General features: G+C 58.8%; 17 protein-coding genes and 1 pseudogene. 17 read left to right on the top strand and 1 reads right to left on the bottom strand.

What is annotated here, in order from left to right:
* The first annotated feature begins 286 nt into the window (after positions 1-286).
* The 8 genes from ORS3428_RS22135 (at position 287) to ORS3428_RS22105 (ending at position 10,221) form a co-directional block, all read left to right on the top strand.
* Positions 287-1,897, top strand: coding sequence for an MFS transporter (locus ORS3428_RS22135; RefSeq protein ID WP_244508060.1), 1,611 nt, complete (start codon positions 287-289; stop codon positions 1,895-1,897).
* Positions 1,898-2,471: 574 nt separating this feature from the next.
* Entirely contained in the window at positions 2,472-3,641 is a 1,170-nt protein-coding gene (locus ORS3428_RS22130) for a M24 family metallopeptidase (protein WP_071100443.1), read from the top strand.
* Positions 3,642-4,253: 612 nt separating this feature from the next.
* Positions 4,254-5,732, top strand: coding sequence for an NAD-dependent succinate-semialdehyde dehydrogenase (locus ORS3428_RS22125; RefSeq protein WP_071100428.1), 1,479 nt, complete (start codon positions 4,254-4,256; stop codon positions 5,730-5,732).
* Positions 5,733-5,741: 9 nt separating this feature from the next.
* Positions 5,742-7,145: an aspartate aminotransferase family protein gene (locus tag ORS3428_RS22120; RefSeq protein WP_071100427.1), complete on the top strand. Its 1,404-nt coding sequence runs from the start codon at positions 5,742-5,744 to the stop codon at positions 7,143-7,145.
* 783 nt (positions 7,146-7,928) lie between these two features.
* Positions 7,929-8,657, top strand: coding sequence for a LuxR family transcriptional regulator (locus ORS3428_RS22115; RefSeq protein ID WP_071100426.1), 729 nt, complete (start codon positions 7,929-7,931; stop codon positions 8,655-8,657).
* A gap of 93 nt (positions 8,658-8,750) precedes the next feature.
* A complete protein-coding gene (locus ORS3428_RS22110; protein ID WP_071100425.1) occupies positions 8,751-9,377 on the top strand; it encodes an acyl-homoserine-lactone synthase in 627 nt (208 codons plus the stop codon).
* A gap of 15 nt (positions 9,378-9,392) precedes the next feature.
* Positions 9,393-9,671, top strand: a complete 279-nt coding sequence (locus ORS3428_RS34460; RefSeq protein ID WP_443136869.1) for a transcriptional regulator domain-containing protein — start codon at positions 9,393-9,395, stop codon at positions 9,669-9,671.
* Between the two features lie 49 nt (positions 9,672-9,720).
* Positions 9,721-10,221 carry a DUF2285 domain-containing protein gene (locus ORS3428_RS22105; RefSeq protein ID WP_108723128.1) on the top strand — a complete coding sequence of 167 codons (501 nt, stop codon included), beginning with the start codon at positions 9,721-9,723 and terminating at the stop codon, positions 10,219-10,221.
* A gap of 23 nt (positions 10,222-10,244) precedes the next feature.
* Here the strand turns inward: ORS3428_RS22105 and ORS3428_RS22100 are convergent, their stop codons facing one another.
* Positions 10,245-10,490: a DNA -binding domain-containing protein gene (locus ORS3428_RS22100; protein WP_071100441.1), complete on the bottom strand. Its 246-nt coding sequence runs from the start codon at positions 10,488-10,490 to the stop codon at positions 10,245-10,247.
* Between the two features lie 157 nt (positions 10,491-10,647).
* Between ORS3428_RS22100 and ORS3428_RS22095 the strand changes: the two genes are divergently transcribed.
* The 9 genes and pseudogenes from ORS3428_RS22095 to ORS3428_RS22065 all read left to right on the top strand — a co-directional run bounded on the left by ORS3428_RS22095 (position 10,648) and on the right by ORS3428_RS22065 (position 18,024).
* Positions 10,648-10,860: a helix-turn-helix domain-containing protein gene (locus ORS3428_RS22095; protein ID WP_071100424.1), complete on the top strand. Its 213-nt coding sequence runs from the start codon at positions 10,648-10,650 to the stop codon at positions 10,858-10,860.
* Positions 10,861-11,054: 194 nt separating this feature from the next.
* On the top strand, positions 11,055-11,267 hold the full coding sequence (locus tag ORS3428_RS22090) for a helix-turn-helix domain-containing protein (protein WP_071100423.1): 213 nt from the start codon (positions 11,055-11,057) through the stop codon (positions 11,265-11,267).
* 435 nt (positions 11,268-11,702) lie between these two features.
* Positions 11,703-12,665 (top strand): ArdC family protein, encoded by a 963-nt coding sequence (locus tag ORS3428_RS22085; protein ID WP_071100422.1) that lies wholly within the window; start codon positions 11,703-11,705, stop codon positions 12,663-12,665.
* Positions 12,662-12,838: a hypothetical protein gene (locus ORS3428_RS33380; protein ID WP_157895982.1), complete on the top strand. Its 177-nt coding sequence runs from the start codon at positions 12,662-12,664 to the stop codon at positions 12,836-12,838. The genes ORS3428_RS22085 and ORS3428_RS33380 overlap by 4 nt, the downstream gene beginning before the upstream one ends.
* Complete coding sequence (locus tag ORS3428_RS22080; RefSeq protein ID WP_071100421.1) at positions 12,835-13,239, top strand: DUF2958 domain-containing protein; 405 nt, start codon at positions 12,835-12,837, stop codon at positions 13,237-13,239. Before ORS3428_RS33380 ends, ORS3428_RS22080 begins: the two co-directional genes overlap by 4 nt.
* 89 nt (positions 13,240-13,328) lie before the next feature.
* Positions 13,329-13,571 (top strand): annotated as a pseudogene (locus ORS3428_RS34095) (ParB/RepB/Spo0J family partition protein); the annotation flags it as partial.
* 172 nt (positions 13,572-13,743) lie between these two features.
* Complete coding sequence (locus ORS3428_RS22075) at positions 13,744-15,060, top strand: chromosome partitioning protein ParB (RefSeq protein ID WP_244508061.1); 1,317 nt, start codon at positions 13,744-13,746, stop codon at positions 15,058-15,060.
* Positions 15,061-15,373: 313 nt separating this feature from the next.
* The gene (locus ORS3428_RS22070; RefSeq protein WP_071100420.1) at positions 15,374-16,876 is read left to right on the top strand and encodes an SAVED domain-containing protein; all 1,503 of its coding nucleotides are present in this window, start codon (positions 15,374-15,376) and stop codon (positions 16,874-16,876) included.
* Between the two features lie 2 nt (positions 16,877-16,878).
* Entirely contained in the window at positions 16,879-18,024 is a 1,146-nt protein-coding gene (locus ORS3428_RS22065; protein WP_071100419.1) for an SMODS domain-containing nucleotidyltransferase, read from the top strand.
* Positions 18,025-18,210 lie beyond the last annotated feature (186 nt).

The following is an 18,210-nucleotide window of genomic DNA, read 5'->3' as shown; positions in this document are numbered from 1 at the left end:
AACAGAAGTTCAGGCCATTTCTGTTGCTGTCCAAATCCTAAGGTCACGCTGGTGGAATGCGCGCCGCTRCAAAAAGGGCATCTCGCGTTGGCAAGCTGCAAACCACTGATATCCGCCCGCAAACGCGGAATTTCGGCTTCCATGCTCAGTTACCATATCGAGCGATTTGGTGAGTGCATCCTAGCGGCGCGCTGATCAATACTGAGCAGGCGGCTTTGAAATGCGTGTCAGGCCCGACAATAGAGAAAAAATAGCGCTCGCAATTCCCAGCACATTGCGGCCCTCCATGTTTTCTCCCCTAGCCAACCGGACATTTAGATCTATTTGGTGGGCCTCCCAAGTGTCGTCCATCGGTTGGATGATGCAAACTGTCGCTATTGGCTGGATCATGGCAACGATCTCTTCTTCCGACCTCATCGTGGCCTTGGTTCAGACTGCGACCACCCTTCCAGCCTTTATCCTTTCTATTCTCGCGGGAGCTATTGCGGATAACCTCAGCCGCCGTGGAGTCATGCTGACCGGCCGCCTGCTGATTTCGGCAGGATCGGCGATACTGACTGGCTTCGTCGCTTTCRGAATCGTGGATCCATGGGTCATCCTGGGTGCTAGTTTCGTGCTCGGATGCGGTGTCGCTCTCAACGAACCTGCATGGCAGGCAGCAGTCGGAGATATCGTCGAAAAACGCGATCTTCCTGCCGCTGTGACTCTCGTCAATGTTGGTTTCGATACGACCCGAAGTGTGGGCCCGGCGCTCGGCGGGATCGTCATTGCCTCATTCGGACCTTTGACAACTCTGGCCCTAAGTACGATTAGCTATTTGGTACCTTTGACTGCTGTGCTGCGCTCAAAGTGGTCGGTTCGATCCTCACCCCTCCCGCGCGAACCGATAAGGACCGCGATCTATGATGGCGCGCGCTTCACCGCAATGTCATCTGAAATCAAAGCAGCGATAGCGCGTGCGACCCTTCTCGGGGCGGCAGGCATCGCCACGCTCGCGCTGTTGCCACTCATCGTTCGTGATCACCTCCATGGTGATGCGCTTGTCTACGGAGTCATGATGGCCGGCTTCGGTATCGGCGCGCTTATCGGAGGCGCCGCTGCCAGTCATCTAAGGCATCTCATGTCGCAGGAATGGCAGATTCGGCTTGCATGCCTCGCCTGCGGTGGCTGCTCGCTTGCTATCGCGCTTGCTCCATCCACGCCGGTGGCAGCGACAGCTCTCATTCCGGGTGGCGCGGGTTGGGTCATTGCCTGGTCTGGGCTAGGYGTGAGCGTGCAGATGGCGAGCCCCCGATGGATCGTCGGACGCACAATCTCGATCTATTACGCCTTGACCTACGGCGGCATGGCTGCTGGGAGTTGGTTTTGGGGTGCCGTGGCGGAGAGGTCTTCTCTAACATGGGCTCTCGAGGGATCAGCTGGCGCACTGGCATTGGTTTCCGCGACTGGCCTATTCTTGCCACTGATCGAGAATCGAGGAATTGACGACGATCCATTGGAAGGATTCGAGGCCCCCTCGGTCGCGCTCGACCTTAAACCGAGAAGCGGCCCCATCGTAGTGAAAATCGAGTATCATATACCGGACGAAAAGACAGAAATGTTCATCTCGCTCCTGCACAAACGCCGACGRGCGCAGACCAGTGTTGGGGCAYGGCATTGGACCATCGAGCGGGACCTCCAAGAGCCCCGTCAATGGACAGAGACATTCCGCACACCTACCTGGACGGATTACCTTAGATTAAATCATCGGCTTTCGGCTACGGATAAGGAGCTGGACGACCGTCTTCGAGGCTTACATGTGGGAACGCTGCCACCGACAACAAGACTTTCAATAGAGCGCCCGGCCGGTCATCCCCGGAAAGCGGATCACGTTTCGCCATTTGTCGCTCGATTCTGATGCAGGATCGCTCTGTGGCCGCCTCGCACGTGGTTGTAAAGCAAGACGGGTCCGTCGAGGTGAGGCTAATGATTTTCTTTACTCGTATTGCCTGTGGGGGCTTTCCACCGTCCTCTTGTTGGCGGCTCTGTTGCTTTACCCGCGCCTATCTCGACCTCGCTGCATGCTGCGCGGGAAATGTGCCCAAAACGCCTAGCTAGCGCAGGAATGCGGCTTAAAGGGCCCGCTAATCACATACACTGCCCTGAACAGATCGTTATGCTTCGGCCTGCTGCGCGACCGTCACAAGGAGTGCGGCCCGTAGAGGCGTCTAGGGTGGAGCCTTGTCACTGGCCCGGTGGCACCGGCGGGGAGCGGCCTACAGCTTGCGGTGCTCATTTCGAACTCCCGGGCAGCAGCGCTATACCGGGCGAAAGCTAGCCGATGTGCCTCGGTGCATGGATTTAAGGTTAGCAGCTAGTTCGGCCTTGCAGCACAGGTTGCTCTAAAAGCAGCAGGCTGGAGGAGCATGCTCAGCTAGTAATCCCAGATGGATTGTACGGTCAAACAGTAACATAGCTATGGAGTGGAGAATATGACGATCCCGAAGGGACCTCAAGTATTTCCTAGAGCCGAATATTTGCGCAGACTTGACGCTGTAAAATCCGAAATGCTGCAACGAAACGTGCAATCACTCGTAGTCACGTTCGATCGCAACATCAATTACCTTGCCGGGTATACAGCTCGCTCGGCTTATGTCCCGCAGGGGATGGTGGTTACGACAACGAAAGAGGAACCGACACTTATTCTGCGTCGCCAGGATGAGCCGGCAGGTATTCACCTGACCTTTCTGAATCGGAGTAGCATCATCGGATATCCAGAAGCGCTGATCGGCAGCGCAGAGAAGGATGGATACGACGCGATCATCGACTATCTGCTTGAAGCTGACCTAGTCAATGACGGTATAGGACTGGAGCTGGGTCAATTGCCAGCTCGATCGGCCGAGAAGTTCCGAGCACGGATACCCAAGGCAAGAATCGTTGATTGCACCCATGTTGTGACCTGGATTCGCACCGTTAAGTCCGATTATGAGATCGCACTGATGCGGGAGGCGGCCGCTATTGCCGACGCGGGGATCATGCGTGCCTCGGAAGTKATACGTCCGGGAGTTCACGAATCCGACGCGATCGCTGAAATCATAGCGACCCTTGCGCATGGGGCGAATGGCAAGYACGGAACCGGGATCGCGAACATATACATGTGCTCGTCACCGCGCACGGGGACATGCCACATCAATTGGAGCGATRACACCTTCAGGCAAGGTTCTCAGGTCAACTTGGAGCTTGGCGGGGTGCGTCATACCTACACCGCGGGACTCATGCGCACCTTCACAATAGGGAAGTCCTCTGACCGGCTGACTCGACTACACGAAGCCGAAGTGGCCGGTCTTGAGTCCGCATTGGAAAAGGTTCGACCCGGAGCAACTTGTAGCGACGTTGCTGAGGCGTTTAATCGCACCATTGCGCGGCATGGCTTCCAGAAGGACTCTCGCTGTGGCTACGGCATCGGCATCGACTGGAACGAAGCCGTCACTAGCCTCAAGGAAGGAGACATGACGGTGCTAAAGCCCAACATGACTTTCCATCTGATGTTGGGAAACTGGATCGACGAGGATTTCGGTTACGTGCTGAGTGAGACTTTTCGGGTGACCGACTCAGGTGTTGAGGTGCTCACGAAAGCGCCTCGCAAGATTTTTGAAATCTAACCTCAGTCACTGCGATCCCCGATCGATATCGTCGCGGTCCGCACCTGTGGCGTCCGACGAAATTTGTTGAGGATTAAGCCAGATTATTTGATCTCAAGCCGACGCTGGCCGGGGGAGCCGTGACAGGCAAACGCCCACTGCCAAACAGGACTGCCGTTGCGCAGCCCTGTTTTCCCGGAGCGCGTGCAGCGCAGTACAGCCGAAGCCCATTGTTCTCGAGGCGACAAACTGGTGCGTTTGTGGACGGAAACCAGCTAGGCGCGATATGTCGGATATGACCAGCTTAGCCACAGCACCCTTGGCCATTGYAGACAACCACTTGGGAGGAGGCCGGCGTTTCGCTTCTGGCGTTAGCAGGCAGTTGAAGCGCCGGCGCCGTTGTTTTGGAGCGTGATTCACTGCTCCCGTGGCGAGCCTCCATCCGCACGATCTGCRCATCAGAAATCGCTGTTTGCGGAAGGACTGCAAAAACCCAAAAGACCGTCACCTCGTGTGAACTCCTGCGTAAATCCGGAATGATCGAAGGATATAAGCTTAACTGAGGCGTATTCTGGTCGAACCGCTCGCTCCTCCGCCTTAGTCTAGTGCTTAATTACGATAGAGAGATCGAATATGAAGGGCATTGCCCTATCCGCACTCGGGAAACTCAAGCGCGCCGATCTGCTTGAATATCGCGCATTCGTCGGCGGTCAGTGGCGTGAAAAAAGCCGAGCGCTCGAAGTCGTTGACCCAGCCACTGGTGAGCGACTGATCGACGTAGCCGCTTGCAGTGATGCCGACGTCGACTTTGCCGTAAAGGCTGCGCAAGATGCCTTCTTCATCTGGCGCGACAGGCTGCCTGCAGAGCGTGCTGCCATATTGCGGTCATGGGCGGCCGCCATGCGCGCCAACGCCGATGACCTGGCCGTCATCATGACGGCCGAGCAGGGCAAGCCGCTTGCGGAGGCCAAGGGTGAGATTTTCTATGGCGCCAATTTCTTCGACTGGTTTGCTTCGGAGGGCGAAAGAGCCTACGGCGAGACGATTCCAAGTCATCTGACGGGAAGTCGTTTGTCGGTGCGCATGCAGCCTGTCGGCGTGACCGCTGCCATCACCCCGTGGAATTTTCCGTCTGCAATGATCACTCGCAAGGCCGGAGCGGCTCTTGCGGCCGGGTGCACAATCATTGTCAAGCCAGCCCCCGAGACGCCACTGTCGGCGCTCGCACTGGCGCGTCTTGCCGAGGAAGCAGGCATTCCGGCCGGAGTGTTCCAAGTGATAACCGGCGAGGCTCCGCCCCTTGCCAGGCGGCTGCTTGAGCGGACTGAAGTTCGTGCCTTTTCGTTCACTGGTTCGACTGAGGTGGGCCGGCTTCTGTTGGGGCTGTCTGCAAAGACGGTCAAAAAGGCTTCAATGGAGCTTGGGGGCCACGCCCCATTCCTGCTCTTTGACGACGCTCCAATAGACGCGGCTATCGCTGGCTGCCTTGGTGCGAAATTTGCCACATCGGGCCAAGATTGCCTGGCCGCTAACCGCATTTACGTCCAGCGCGGCATCTATGACCAGTTCGTACAGGGTTTCGCAGAGGCGACCGCCGAGCTCAAGGTCGGGCATGGTCTCGAAGAGGGTACGGACATAGGCCCGATGACGCGGCCGTCTGTCGCCGAGAAATGCCGTCAACAGATCGCGCAGGCAATTTCGGCCGGCGCTCGCATAGCTGCGGGTAGTCAGGATAATCCGCTGGGTGGCAACTTCGTGACGCCGACCGTGCTGRCCGATGTGTCTGACGATATGTTGATCGCCAGGGAAGAAACCTTCGGCCCCGTTGCTGCGATCCTACCCTTCGAACACGAAGACGAGGTTCTCGCTCGTGCCAACAATTCTGAAATGGGCCTTGCGGCCTATGTCTATACCCGGGACATCAACCGGGCGATGAGACTTACCGACCGGCTCGAGTACGGCATGGTCGCTGTGAACACTCCCAAATTCACTGGGGCGCCGATCCCCTTCGGGGGATGGAAACAGTCCGGTCTTGGGCGAGAAGGGTCAAAGCATGGCCTGTCCGAATATATGGAACCGAAATACGTCTGCATCGGGAATATTGCCGCTTGAGAGGTAGTGATGAGTATCAATATCAAAGAGATTATCGAAAAGGACAGAGCCTCTGTCTTGCATCCTTTCACCCAGTTGAAGGATTTTGCAACCGGCAAGCTCGGCGAGCCCTCCATCATCGAAACGGGCAAAGGCATTCGCATTCAGGACGCGTATGGCAATCAGCTAATCGACGGTTTCGCCGGACTTTATTGCGTGAATGTCGGCTACGGCCGCACCGAGGTGGCCGAGGCGATCTCGCGGYAAGCTTTTCGCTTGGCCTACTATCACTCGTACGCCGCTCACACTACGGACGAGCTCGCCATTCTTTCCGACCGGCTCGTCAAGATGGCCCCGGGCAAGATGAGCAAGGTCTTCTACGGGATGTCCGGATCTGACGCCAATGAGACCCAGGCGAAGCTCGTCTGGTACTACAACAATCTCAGGGGTAAGCCGAATAAAAAGAAGATCATTTCACGGGAAAGAGGCTATCACGGGTGCAGCGTCGTATCAGGCTCRATGACGGGCATGAGCTTCTACCACGACCACATGGATCTACCGTTGCCGCAGGTTGAGCATACAGGGGCGCCGCACCACTACTGGGGCGCGAATCCCGGCGAAACCGAGCGCGAATTCTCCACCCGGCGTGCCAGGGAACTTGACCAACTGATCGAACGTCTCGGCGCTGACAATGTTGGCGCATTCATTGGCGAGCCGGTACTCGGCACAGGCGGCATCACGCCACCGCCTGAAGGCTATTGGGAAGCTGTTCAGGCAGTTCTAAAAAAACACGATGTACTTCTGATTGCAGACGAAGTGATCACAGGCTTCGGCCGTACGGGCTCGATGTTCGGCTCGCAGCACTATCACATCGAGCCTGACCTGATTACGATCGCAAAAGGTCTCACCTCGGCATACTTCCCCCTGTCTGCTGCCATCGTTGGGCAGAAAGTCTATGAGGTTTTGGAGGATGGGGCCGACAGAGTCGGCGCGTTCTCTCACGGCTATACCTATTCCGGTCACCCGATCGGGGCGGCAGCGGYGAACGCGGTCCTGGATATCGTCGAGAAGGAAGACCTCCCTGGCAACGCTCGCGACGTTGGCGCTTTTTTTYAGGAGCAACTCAAGGAGAAATTCGCGCAACTGCCCATCGTAGGTGAAGTGCGCGGTGTTGGACTCATGGGGGCAATCGAGTTCGTTGCCGACCGCGACGGCAAGAAGCGTTTCGATCCGGCTCTCAAAGTCGGGGCAAGAATAGCCAAGGCAGCCCGTGCTCATGGCCTCATCGCCCGCGCCATGCCACATGGAGACATTCTGGGGTTTTCCCCGCCTCTTGTCATCACCAAAGCCGAGGCGGAAGAGATAGTTGCAATCTCTGAGAACGCCGTTCGAAGCGTGATGGACGAACTCGTTCGAGACGGACAGCGGATCTGACATTCTTGAAAGGCAAGAGTGCAGGTTTTGCCTGGCGCTGCTCGGGGGCATTTAACCCAGAGATCCGTCCGGGAGCGTCGCGGGAGCGCCTTCGGCTCAGATTCCTCGCGACGGCCTAGCTCAGTCTGCTTCTTAACAAAATGGGATGGGAGGGCCGCGGCAAGCTCGCCCAGGGGACAGTTTGGTATGAGAGATCAAAGCAGTCAGCCGCGGGAAAGTGTGCAGCTGCGTCAGATTCGCTGCGCTTGACCGATCCTTCTAATTTCCCGCTCAGGCCAATTCACTGCGTTTGTRAGGACTTGCGCGCAGAATTCTCAACCACTGCTGTCCGCATTGACGGAATTCAGCGCAGGGAAACAGCTATTATTCCTTTGCTGGTTTCTCCGGAACACTAGCTAAGCATCGACATCTTTGAGCCTTAAGCCATGACGCCGACGGTTTGCGTTCGCGATGTGCGACTTACGCCTCCTCCCAAGGCGCATCAGCCCGGCAGTGAGCTTTACCTCCTGCCGGGCGCTTGATTGGCTGACTCCTTCCATCAAGCGGCCTCACCTCAGCGGCTCTGGATGCTATCGAGCAAAAATTAGGATGAGCAGGGTCACAAGTCTCCAAGGAAGTCTTTGTGATCCGGCTGGTTCATCYGTGCATCGTTTCTCGGCGAACCCGACCTTAAGCAGAGGGCGGGGTCGTTGCAGCATACTGTGGCCAAGTGCCTTGTCATTGATACCTGCTCGGGTGCTCGCCCAGCGTGTGCCCCAGTAAACAGTGGCRGGTAGTTTGACAATGCAAGACGTCTTCCAAACTTTTGCGGAGAGACTTGCGAGAAGCGCCGATCTGACTGACCTGCACAGTACATTGGCTGAAACGGCGTCCTCGCTCGATTTACCGTTCTTTGCCTATCTGTCCCCGTCGCTGATCTCGGGCGGTCGCACCAACCTGATTTCCACTTACCCGAATCCTTGGACAGCCCACTATTTCGACAGTGAGTACGAGAAGGTCGACCCGGTGATCTTGCGGGCACGCTCAAGTGTCGAAACATTCAGTTGGCATRCAAAGGATTGCGGTCTTGACCTTTCGCTTCCGCAACAACAGCTGATGCAGGAGGCAACGCAATTCGGCATTCGCAGCGGCTTCACCGTCCCGATCCACGACAATCRCGGCCGGTTTGCGGCACTTACCTTCGCATCGGATGAACGACCGTCTTTGTTCTTCCGTGCCATCGAACGTTATCAAAGCGCGCTGCAGCTCATCGCCATCTTCTTCCATCTGCATGCCCGGCTTAGGCTCGCCGGCGGTCGGATGGTCGATGGCGTTTCCCTGTCCCGACGCGAGATCGAATGTCTCAGGTGGGCGGCCGAAGGCAAGTCGGCCTGGGAGATCGGTCGTATCCTTGGCATCACAGAACGCACAGCCGCTTTCCATCGTGACAACGCCCGGAAGAAACTTGGCGTCCGCACCGTCACTCAGGCAGCCGTTCTTTTGGYTCTTTCCCGGCCTTGGGACTTCAACTGACAACCAGCTCAACCTGTATACACGCACAGGCTGAAAGCGGGCCCGCCTTCATCTCCAATCGCAACTGTTTTCCATGCGAGGGAGTAGGCCGCCATGATGCAGTTGATAACGCCCCATTCGTACGCCGAGTTTACAGAAGAGCTGGAGCAGATGCACMGCTTGCGGCATCGTGTCTTCCGCGACCGGCTCGGATGGGAGGTCGCCGTCAGCGAGGGGCTGGAGGTCGATTCCTACGATTCCCTTTATCCCCACTACTTGCTTCTGYGGTCGACGGCCGAACGAGTTGACGGCTGTGTGCGCCTGCTGCCCACGACTGGACCGACAATGTTGCGCGACAGCTTTTCCATCCTCCTCGGCGACCAGCCGACACCAGAAGATGTTCGAATTTGGGAAAGCAGCCGCTTCGCGCTCGATCCCCCGTCCTCCGCTCCGAAACAAGGCGGAATCGCCGTCGGTACATACGAGCTTTTCGCCGGCATGATCGAGTTTGGCCTCTCTCTCAACCTGAAGAGCATCGTAACTGTGACCGATTTGCGCATCGAGCGGATCCTGCGTCGCGCCGGCTGGCCGCTGGAACGCCTGTCGGATCCGCAGACAATCGGCAACACGCGCGCTATCGCCGGCTATCTCGAGGTTTCGAGCGCCAGCCTGGAAGCCGTCCGCCGCAACGGCGGCATCAAAGGCCCGGTGCTGTGGGCGCCGGTCATGAAGAACGCATGACCGGGCGGCGATCCCATGGCACACGGAAATGGTACGACGGACGAGCCAGCACATGGGGTTGCCTGGCCTGACTGGCAGGATACTAGCACTTACGACTACACGGCGCAGCTAACTGCCCGCGGATGGGCTTGGGAGTTTCTGCGGCGCAATCCTGACTTCCAGAATGATTTGGCACCCATCGTGCATCGCGCCAGATGTACGCAGACAGACTCCGGAGATTCTACCATCAGGCTGCCCAAGTCTGTCGATCTTTCGCGCTGGGGGCTTTTGTTTTGCAAGTTCGATTGGAAGTGACGCAGCCGTGTTCTGGTGCCCTCGCCAATGCCAACACGTTTTGCCCGTCATGGCGCAACGCGCCGCGGGCACGGGCGACATTGTTCTAGATCTTGCGACGATATCTTGCCGCGTTTCCATTCTGGTTACAGCGGATGGGCGTCAGCACGTGCTCTTCGAGGAACGTGGCAGGACTTTGCAGCTTACAGTCTTGGGCGCGAGCCTGCGCAAACCTGTGCGATTGAGCTCGACCGTCCTCTGGCCTTCTGAGGAAGTGAAGACGCGCCTATACGGTTTGGAGTGTTTGAACGGTCTGCGGTCCGGCGGAAGACTGCCAGCAAGGTTCTATCCGGCTGAGCCACGGCGCTCCCGGCTTCGGGACGTGCTCCATGCGCTTGACGCGTCAATCGCCGGCGCACCGCATCGCGAGATCGCGGCCGCCGTCTATGGGACCTCACGCGTAGAGCGGGATTGGGGTGATCCCCGGGACCATCTTCGGGATATGGTGCGTCGAGCCATAAAACGCGGCCGATTGCTCATGAATGGCGGGTATAAGCAATCTCTGCTGTAGGAGAACYGGCTTCAGGCTTGGCCTCAAAACAGCTCCTTGTATCCGCTTGATATGAGCCAGTGCGCACGCGCGAGATGACTGCGAACCGCTTTCTCTGCGCGCTCCGGCTCCTGCGCAGGGTCGATCCCCAAGATAGTAGAGGCCATCTCATTTTCGCTAGCGCTATCGGCGCACGCATCAATCAGCCTCAAATAGATTGYGAAGTGCTCATGGTCGTAAGCGGTCAACCGTTCTGAGCAAGGGACTTCGTCGGCTACTTCTTCGTTCATCTTTATGTCGCAAGTCATGATCGTTAATTAGGTCTCGATAAAATTGCGGCAAATGCTTTTCTTCATGGTTGGCGACGACAGAACGGAAGAAAGCTTGGTTTAGTTTGTAGAGTATACTCCGTGGTGAAATCCTCTGCAAGCGGGTGGCTTCCCTTGCATGGAAATTCGAGAGGTCTTCGCCCGCAACCTCCGTAGGTTCCGACAGCGAAAGAAGCTGTCGCAAGAAGCGCTCGCGCACGACGCTGGCGTAGACCGCACCTATGTGAGTGCCCTTGAGCGCTGCGTCTACGCCGCGAGCATCGACACCGTCGCAAAACTGGCGAAGGTCCTTGAGGTTGAGCCAGCCGATTTGCTGAATCCAGAGGCCTGAGGAGTGCGTCGTCATGCGGCCAGCCTGGCTCTCTCGCAAGAGCTGCGGCTTTTGGGCGTTTTGTGTGATCTGATTTTTTCAATTTCGTTCTGGCTGCAAGGTTCAGCGTTCCGACTCCGGATGATTGCCTCACTATATCGAATAGGAACGATCATTCCTAGAACGATAGTTCCAGTTCTGGTCCGTATCTGGCCATGGACCTCAAGGAGGTTATGGCCATCAATATGCGTCGTGTGCGCCATGATCAGGACCTGACGCAGGAAGAATTGGCAGCCCGCGCAGAGCTCAGCATGCGCTACGTGGGCTCGATCGAGCGGGGTCGTGTCTCCGCAAGCGTATCGGTGCTTGGTAGGCTGGCAAAAGCACTTAACGTTGACCCTTGCGAACTGATCAGGCCGCCAAAATAGGCTCGGGCAGCCGGCCCCTGGACCGCCTCTTGTTTGGCATACGTGCGATTTGGACTGGCTGGGCGCCTGCACGCCTGACGGCGTGCACCGGGTGCTCGTGAACCGAGCCCGCTTTTCTTCGCCGGGCTCAGGCGGTCTCGGCCATTGAGGCTTCGCCCCCTGGCGCGTGCAGCCCTTGCGGGCTGCGACGGCCGCCGCCCTTTCGTGCGGCGCTGTCTTTTTGGGTTGGCCTTCCCGGCGGCGCGGTGTGGGCAACTCTCCCTTCTAGGCCTGCCGCGGCGGCCCGCAACCCTTCGCGTTCCGCTCCGGGTCCTCCACTGGCGTTGCGGTCCTGCGGATGCCGGCCACCTCTGACGGCGGGCCTTTCCGGTCGTTTTCGCCGCCCACCCCGCTTCCGGGGAGGGCGCAGCGAGATTGGCGAGCGGAGATTTAATCATGCGCAAGACCGGCAAACGCAGTGTCCGTGGAGACGTTGGTGAGAAGAGGGGCGAGCCGCTTAAGCGTAGCCTCTATTCCGAAATCACCGACCGCATCATTGCCGATCTGGAGCGGGGCTCGGTGCCTTGGGTCAAGCCTTGGGGCAGGGCGAGGGCGAGCCTTGGGCTGCCGAAGAACGCCGCTACCGGACGCAGCTATTCCGGCATCAACATCCTGATCCTGTGGGGCGCGGTGATCGAGCGCGGCTACCCGGGCCAGAACTGGCTGACCTTCCGGCAGGCGCTTTCGCTTGGCGGCAATGTCCGGAGGGGCGAGCACGGCACGACGATTGTCCATGCCGACCGTTTCGTCCCGAAGGACGAGAAGGAGCGCGCGAAGCAAGAAGACGCTGAGCCGCAGGCGGTACCCTTCCTCAAGCGCTTCAACGTCTTCAATGTCGCGCAGTGCGAAGGCTTGCCGGAGCACCTTTACGGTCAACCTGAGCCGCTGCCCGAACGCGATATCATCCCGCAAGCCGAAGCGCTCATGCGTGCAAGTGGCGCGGATATCCGCATCGGTGGGGATCGCGCTTTCTATATGCCAAGCGCGGATTTCATCCAGCTGCCGCCGCAGCCGGCCTTCTTCGAGCAGATCAACTATTACCGCACGGCTCTGCACGAGCTAGGCCACTGGACTGGCCATCCGGCCCGACTTGCGCGCGACTTCTCCGGCTCATTCGGTAGCAAGACTTACGCCCGCGAAGAACTGATCGCCGAGCTGACGGCTGCGTTCACCTGCTCGAGCCTCGGGATCGAGCCGACCGTGCGCCATGCCGACTATATCGCCTCTTGGCTCGAGGTGTTGCGCGAGGACAACCGCGCCATTTTCCGCGCCGCCAGCCTTGCCTCGAAAGCCGCCGATTTCCTTCTTGGCTTTCGGGCTGACGCGCGAGGTGAGGGGCCGGAAGGCATCGCGGCATGAGCGCGCGCGACTTCGTTCCGGCGCAGACCGAGCCGACGCYGGAAGGCGAGCAGATGCTCGTTCCGGGGGGCCAGCCGATCACTGCGCGTGATCGGCTGGCGCTGCTGATGGCAGCGCCGATGCGGCCGCGCGCAACCAACTCGACCTGTTTTGACGAGGAGTTTTTGTCATGATCCTGATCACCGACGAATTGCGCGCCTGCCTGCTCGCCAACGGCGCCGAGATCGAAACCGACCATGTACCGGTCGTCAAACTGTTCAATCCGGTGGGCGCGGCGACCTGGCTTCTGACCGAACTCGACGCTGACGGCGACACGCTGTTCGGCCTTTGCGATCTCGGCTTCGGCTTCCCTGAGCTTGGTAGCGTGAGCCTTGCCGAACTCCAAGCCGTGAAGGGGCCGCTTGGCCTTGGCATCGAGCGGGACCTGTACTTCAAGCCGCGGTTTCCGCTGTCGGTCTATGCCGAAGCGAGTCGCACTGCCGGCCATATCACCGAGGCCGAACAGCTTTTGCGGCAAGCCGCTGCCGCTCTTTCGATTTCCCTTCCTAAGCTTCCGCCCGACCGGGCGGAATAAGTGCGCCACAAGGCGCAAAAGCCGTGTCCGCCGCTCGGGCCTCCGGCCCTCGCGGGACAAATCCCAACCAGCCAAAGGAGAGAAGACCAATGCAACTCGCTCACGTTTCCATTGACCATTTGAGTGTCTCAGCCATCAACATGCGGCATTCCAAACGCGCGCCCGACATCTCCGATATCCTGCCATCCGTGCGGGCGCGCGGCGTGCTTGTGCCGCTGCTTGTGCGGCCCAACGGCGCGCCGGACAGCTTTGAAATCGTCGCCGGGCGGCGGCGTTATTTCGCGGCAAGAGCGGTGGCCGACGAGCGCGGCGAGGCCGAACCGCTGCCATGCGCCATCATGGAGGATGGTGACGACGCCAATGCGTTAGAGGCCTCGCTGATCGAGAACATCGCCCGCCTGGATTCCGATGAGGTCTCGCAATGGGAAACATTAACGCGCCTCATCAAGGAGGGGGCGCACCGTTGCCGACATTGCCGCCACTTTCGGGCTCACCGAGCATCAGGTGAAGCGCAYTCTGGCGCTCGGCGATCTGTTGCCGAAAATCCGCGAAGCTTATCGCAGCGAGGAGATCGACACCGAGACGGTCCGCCATCTCACCATGGCCTCCAAGGCGCAGCAGAAGGACTGGCTGGCGCTCTTTTCCGATCCCGATCAGCGCGCGCCGCGCGGCTTCCAGTTGAAGCAATGGCTGTTCGGCGGCCAATCGATCTCCACCAAAGTGGCTATCTTCGCCATCGAGGACTATGGCGGCCTGATCGTCTGCGACCTGTTCGGCGAGGAGAGCTATTTTGCCGATGCCGACTTGTTTTGGCAGAAGCAGAACGAGGCAATCACGGCGAAGCGCAATGCCTATCTTGAGGCCGGTTGGCCCGAGGTGGTCGTGCTTGAACCCGGCCAGTATTTCCATTCATGGGACTACGAAAAAACGCCGAAGAAAAAGGGCGGCAAGGTCGTCATCACCCTCTCGCATCGCGGCGAGGTCGAGGCTCACGAGGGCTACCTGTCGCGCAAAGACGCCCRCCGCGCCCGTTCGAATGCCGAGRCTGGCGAGGAGGCCGGGCCACCGGCCAAGCCGTCGCGGCCCGAACTCAGYGGACCGATGCAGAACTATGTCGATCTGCATCGCCATGCCGCCGTGCGCGCGGCGCTGCTCGATCATCCGAGCATTGTGCTGCGACTGACAGTGGCGCACGCGATCACGGGTTCGAACCTTTGGCAGGTGCGTCCTGACCCGCAGCGCGCAGCCAACGAGGCCGTGGCCGCAAGCATCGCGAGCTGCAAGGCCGAAGCCGTTTTCGCCGACAAGCGACGCGAGGTCTTGGCCCTGATCGGCGCGATCGATGAGGATGGTCCGGTCGCCGGCGGCAATGGCGACGACTTCGCCACGGCCAACGTCTTCGCCCGGCTGCTTACGCTTTGCGATGACGATGTCCTGCGTGTTCTGGCCCTCGTCATGGCTGAGACACTTAGCGTGGGCAGCGCCGTTGTTGAGGAGCTCGGCAATTATCTCAACGTCAACATGGGCATTTACTGGCAGCCGGATGATGCCTTTTTCGACCTGCTGCGCGACAAGGAAGTCGCCAACGCAATGCTCGCGGATATCGGCGGCAGTGACGTCGCCGAAGGCAATTCCTCGGAGAAGGTGAAGACGCAAAAGACAATCATCCGCGACTTGCTTGCCGGCGAAAACGGCAGGCAGAAAATCGACGGCTGGCTGCCGCGCTGGCTGAAATTCCCGGTCGAATCCTACACCGACCGCGGTGGTTTCCGCACCGCCGATCAGTGGTCGAAGGTCCGGCCGCTGTTCGTGTCCGAATGACGATCCTGCATGACGAGCGGCGACGTTTCGGACGTCGCCGCTTGTCCGCAAGCCCGGCCGCGTGGACCGCTCGGCACGTGCCTGCGATGGCGCCGCGCCGCGCCGGTCTCCAGCTTTGGYCCTTTCAGGTGGAAATCTCCCCGGAGCGCCTGCTCGACTTCCAGAAGCAACCGGGTTTAGTCGAGCGTTCTTCATAAGCGAAAGTGTCTTTCTGTAATAAAGGTCTGTGGACTGCTGCTGGACACTACAAATCCGTCTTGAAGCCGCGCTTGCCAATACATACGTGTGGCGCGGRCCTTGGGAGGGATCGCAATTGGCGGACGCAGTCGTGGCGAATTGGAGCGGGCATGATTTTCAGGCTCGCTTTTTTTGGATCAAGGCCTCGGCTCTCATGGATCCCGACCAGCATTACGTGATCGAGGTAACCTATGAAGCAGACGGCCCGAAGGCATTCGATGATGTCGTGGTGAAATACGACCCAGGCCGCCAGTCTCCCACCGGCTCGCCCATTTCGGCCGATTACCATCAGATAAAGTTCCATATGGATGGAGCAGGCCGGTTTGGCTACGAGGACCTCACCAAGCCGGAATTCCTGGGCGCAACGGCGTTTTCGCTCCTCCAGCGCCTGCAAGATGCAAAGAAKGTCGCCCCAGCCAATTCGGCATTCACTCTGGTCACGATCGATAAGATCGGGGATGGCGATCCCCTCGACAAGATCGTGAGTTCCATCGACGGCTCGCTTCTGCTTAACCGCTTGTTCGATGGCAAGGGCGATCGCAGCAAGTTCGGGAAGGTTCGGAAATGTTGGCGCGACCACCTGAACCTCGCCACTGATGATGAGTTGAAGGCTGTCTTGACAGGCCTGCGTATCGACGCAGGCTTCACCACATTGGAGAAATTGCGCGACGAGGTTAACCTTCGCTTCAGCGTGGTCGGGCTGCTGCCTTGCCGTGAGAGTGCCGGCTTCAAGTACGACGCCGCCGCGCGGGCGCTCAAGGTTCAAAACAGAAACCGGTTTGACCGGGTATCCTTCGAAGCACTTTGCCGTGAGCAACAATGGCTCGACCAGGGATCAGTCAAAAAGTATCGCTCGGTGTCCATCCGGTCGTTCCCGGTGATGYCGGTCCACGAATTGGAGGCGGCTCCCCAAGACACCTTGTCGCTGCTGCATCTTTTTGATGAGCGCCACTTGCAGGCCGGGGGCGATTGGCAGAGCGGCGTGCAGCCCGCTGTCGAGCAGTTTCTGAAAGAAGTGGCCAAGCGTTACACGGCGGTGCGGCTCCATCTCGATGCGCATGCCTCCATCGCATTTCTCGCGGGATCGCACCTGGGTCTCAAATCGGGGATAGCCGTTGAACTGGTCCAAAAGGGCCGCAGCGACCATTCCGTTTGGCTGGCCGACGATGGAAAAGACGGCCCCGATCCCATTGTCGAGACCGTGGTCGTTGGCCGGGGAAAGGATGYCGCCCTGATCGTCAGCTTGTCCCGGGACGCCTTCCACGATGTTCGTGATTACGTTGCAAAGAACCTGCCAGACGTGGGCAGGCTAATCCATCTGGTGCCGAAGGATGGTCCCGGCCAGCGTTCGATCATTGGTGGGGAACATGCCGCGAGCTTGGCTGACGCCGCTGAAAACGCGGTGCGAAAACTGYGTCTGCCAGTCGATGCCAAGACCCACATCTTTGTCTCAGGGCCTAACGCCTTCACGTTCTTCCTCGGCCAACATCGCCAGGCAATCGGACACTGCGTCCTTTATGAGTTCGACTTCGGCAAGCGTGTCGACGGCAGCTATCACCCCTCTTTTTGGATCAAATGATAATGGAACTGAAACCGCAATTTCGAGAATTCCTGACTTCCATCCGGCCGACCGACAAGCAGAAGGAGGACTGGCGTGTCGGCTCCAGCACCTTGCGCAATCGCCTGGCGGAGGACGATGAGTTGGGGCCTCAGATCGTCGCAACGTTCCTGCAGGGCAGCGTAAGGCGCTCAACCGCCATCAGGCCGCATGGAGATAAACGGCCCGATGTCGATGTCGTCGTGGTCACCACCATCGACCCAACCAGCACAACGCCGGCGAAGGCGATGAACAGGTTCATTCCGTTCCTGGACAAGTTCTATAACGACAAGTGGCGGCCGCAGGGACGTTCGTTCGGCATCGAGCTGTCATATGTCGATATCGACCTTGTGGTCACCGCGCTGCCGCCGGACCAGCAGTCCCGCAAGGTCATGGAGGRTCTTTACCGATCGCAATCCGTCAATTCGTTGGCCACTCTGGAGGAGCAGCCCGATTGGCGGCTGAACCGGAATTGGGTTCCCAGCAATCCCAATCCGCTAAGTATCCAGAAAGCGCAGCCGCTGGTGGAGGACGCGCCTGCATCCGAATGGAAGCCCAATCCTCTGCTCCTGCCAGATCGTGATGTCGGATCGTGGGGCAGAACCCATCCGCTCGCTCAAATCCAGTGGACCGCATCGAAGAACCGGGCCTGCAACGGGCACTATGTCGATATCGTGCGATCATTGAAATGGTGGCGGCAGACAAACAGCGATAGCTTGCCCAAATACCCCAAAGGCTACCCTTTGGAGCATATGATCGGATACAGCCTGCAGGACAACATCGCGTCTGTCGGCGCCGGTGTCGTTCAGGTTCTTGAACAGATGACCGCGCAATGGGCTTTGGCTGCCGAACTCGCAACAGTGCCGAACCTGAGCGACCATGGCGTGCCTGAGCACAACGTTTTGAAGCGGTTGTCGGTTGAGGATTTCCAGGCCTTCCACAAGGCTGCCGGAAACGCGGCCGCCATCGCACGGGATGCTCTTGACAGCGATGACGCTCAAGAGAGTGGAAAGCTTTGGCAACGTTTGTTTGGAAGCCGCTTCCCGCTTCCAGGACCCAACGGCGGTGACCGTGTCGGCTTCAGCCAACCTTCGCGCCCGGCGYAACCAAAGGATGCCCGCTTCGCGTGATTGAAAGCATTCCGCGTCCGCTTCAGTCACTTTCCGACGAAATCAACAATTGTCCCCGAACCACTCTCTCCAAGGGATGGTTCCGGGACAACAAGCGCCGCTGGGTGCTTGGCTTCAACGCTGCCCTTTCGGTAGATTCGTCTTCCCTCATGCCGGCTGAGAGCTCCTGGTATGTGGTGATAGAGG

Origin of the sequence: Mesorhizobium sp. ORS 3428 (genome assembly GCF_001854785.1) — a bacterium.
GTDB lineage: Bacteria > Pseudomonadota > Alphaproteobacteria > Rhizobiales > Rhizobiaceae > Mesorhizobium.
This window is presented reverse-complemented; position numbering and strand designations above follow the sequence as displayed.

What these genes read in the sequence shown, in the direction of transcription:
- ORS3428_RS34460 (WP_443136869.1), top strand. Translation starts at nt 9,393, where the DNA reads ATGGCACACGGAAATGGTACGACGGACGAGCCAGCACATGGGGTTGCC.
- ORS3428_RS22105 (WP_108723128.1), top strand. Translation starts at nt 9,721, where the DNA reads ATGGCGCAACGCGCCGCGGGCACGGGCGACATTGTTCTAGATCTTGCG.
- ORS3428_RS22095 (WP_071100424.1), top strand. Translation starts at nt 10,648, where the DNA reads ATGGAAATTCGAGAGGTCTTCGCCCGCAACCTCCGTAGGTTCCGACAG.
- ORS3428_RS22090 (WP_071100423.1), top strand. Translation starts at nt 11,055, where the DNA reads ATGGACCTCAAGGAGGTTATGGCCATCAATATGCGTCGTGTGCGCCAT.
- ORS3428_RS22085 (WP_071100422.1), top strand. Translation starts at nt 11,703, where the DNA reads ATGCGCAAGACCGGCAAACGCAGTGTCCGTGGAGACGTTGGTGAGAAG.
- ORS3428_RS22080 (WP_071100421.1), top strand. Translation starts at nt 12,835, where the DNA reads ATGATCCTGATCACCGACGAATTGCGCGCCTGCCTGCTCGCCAACGGC.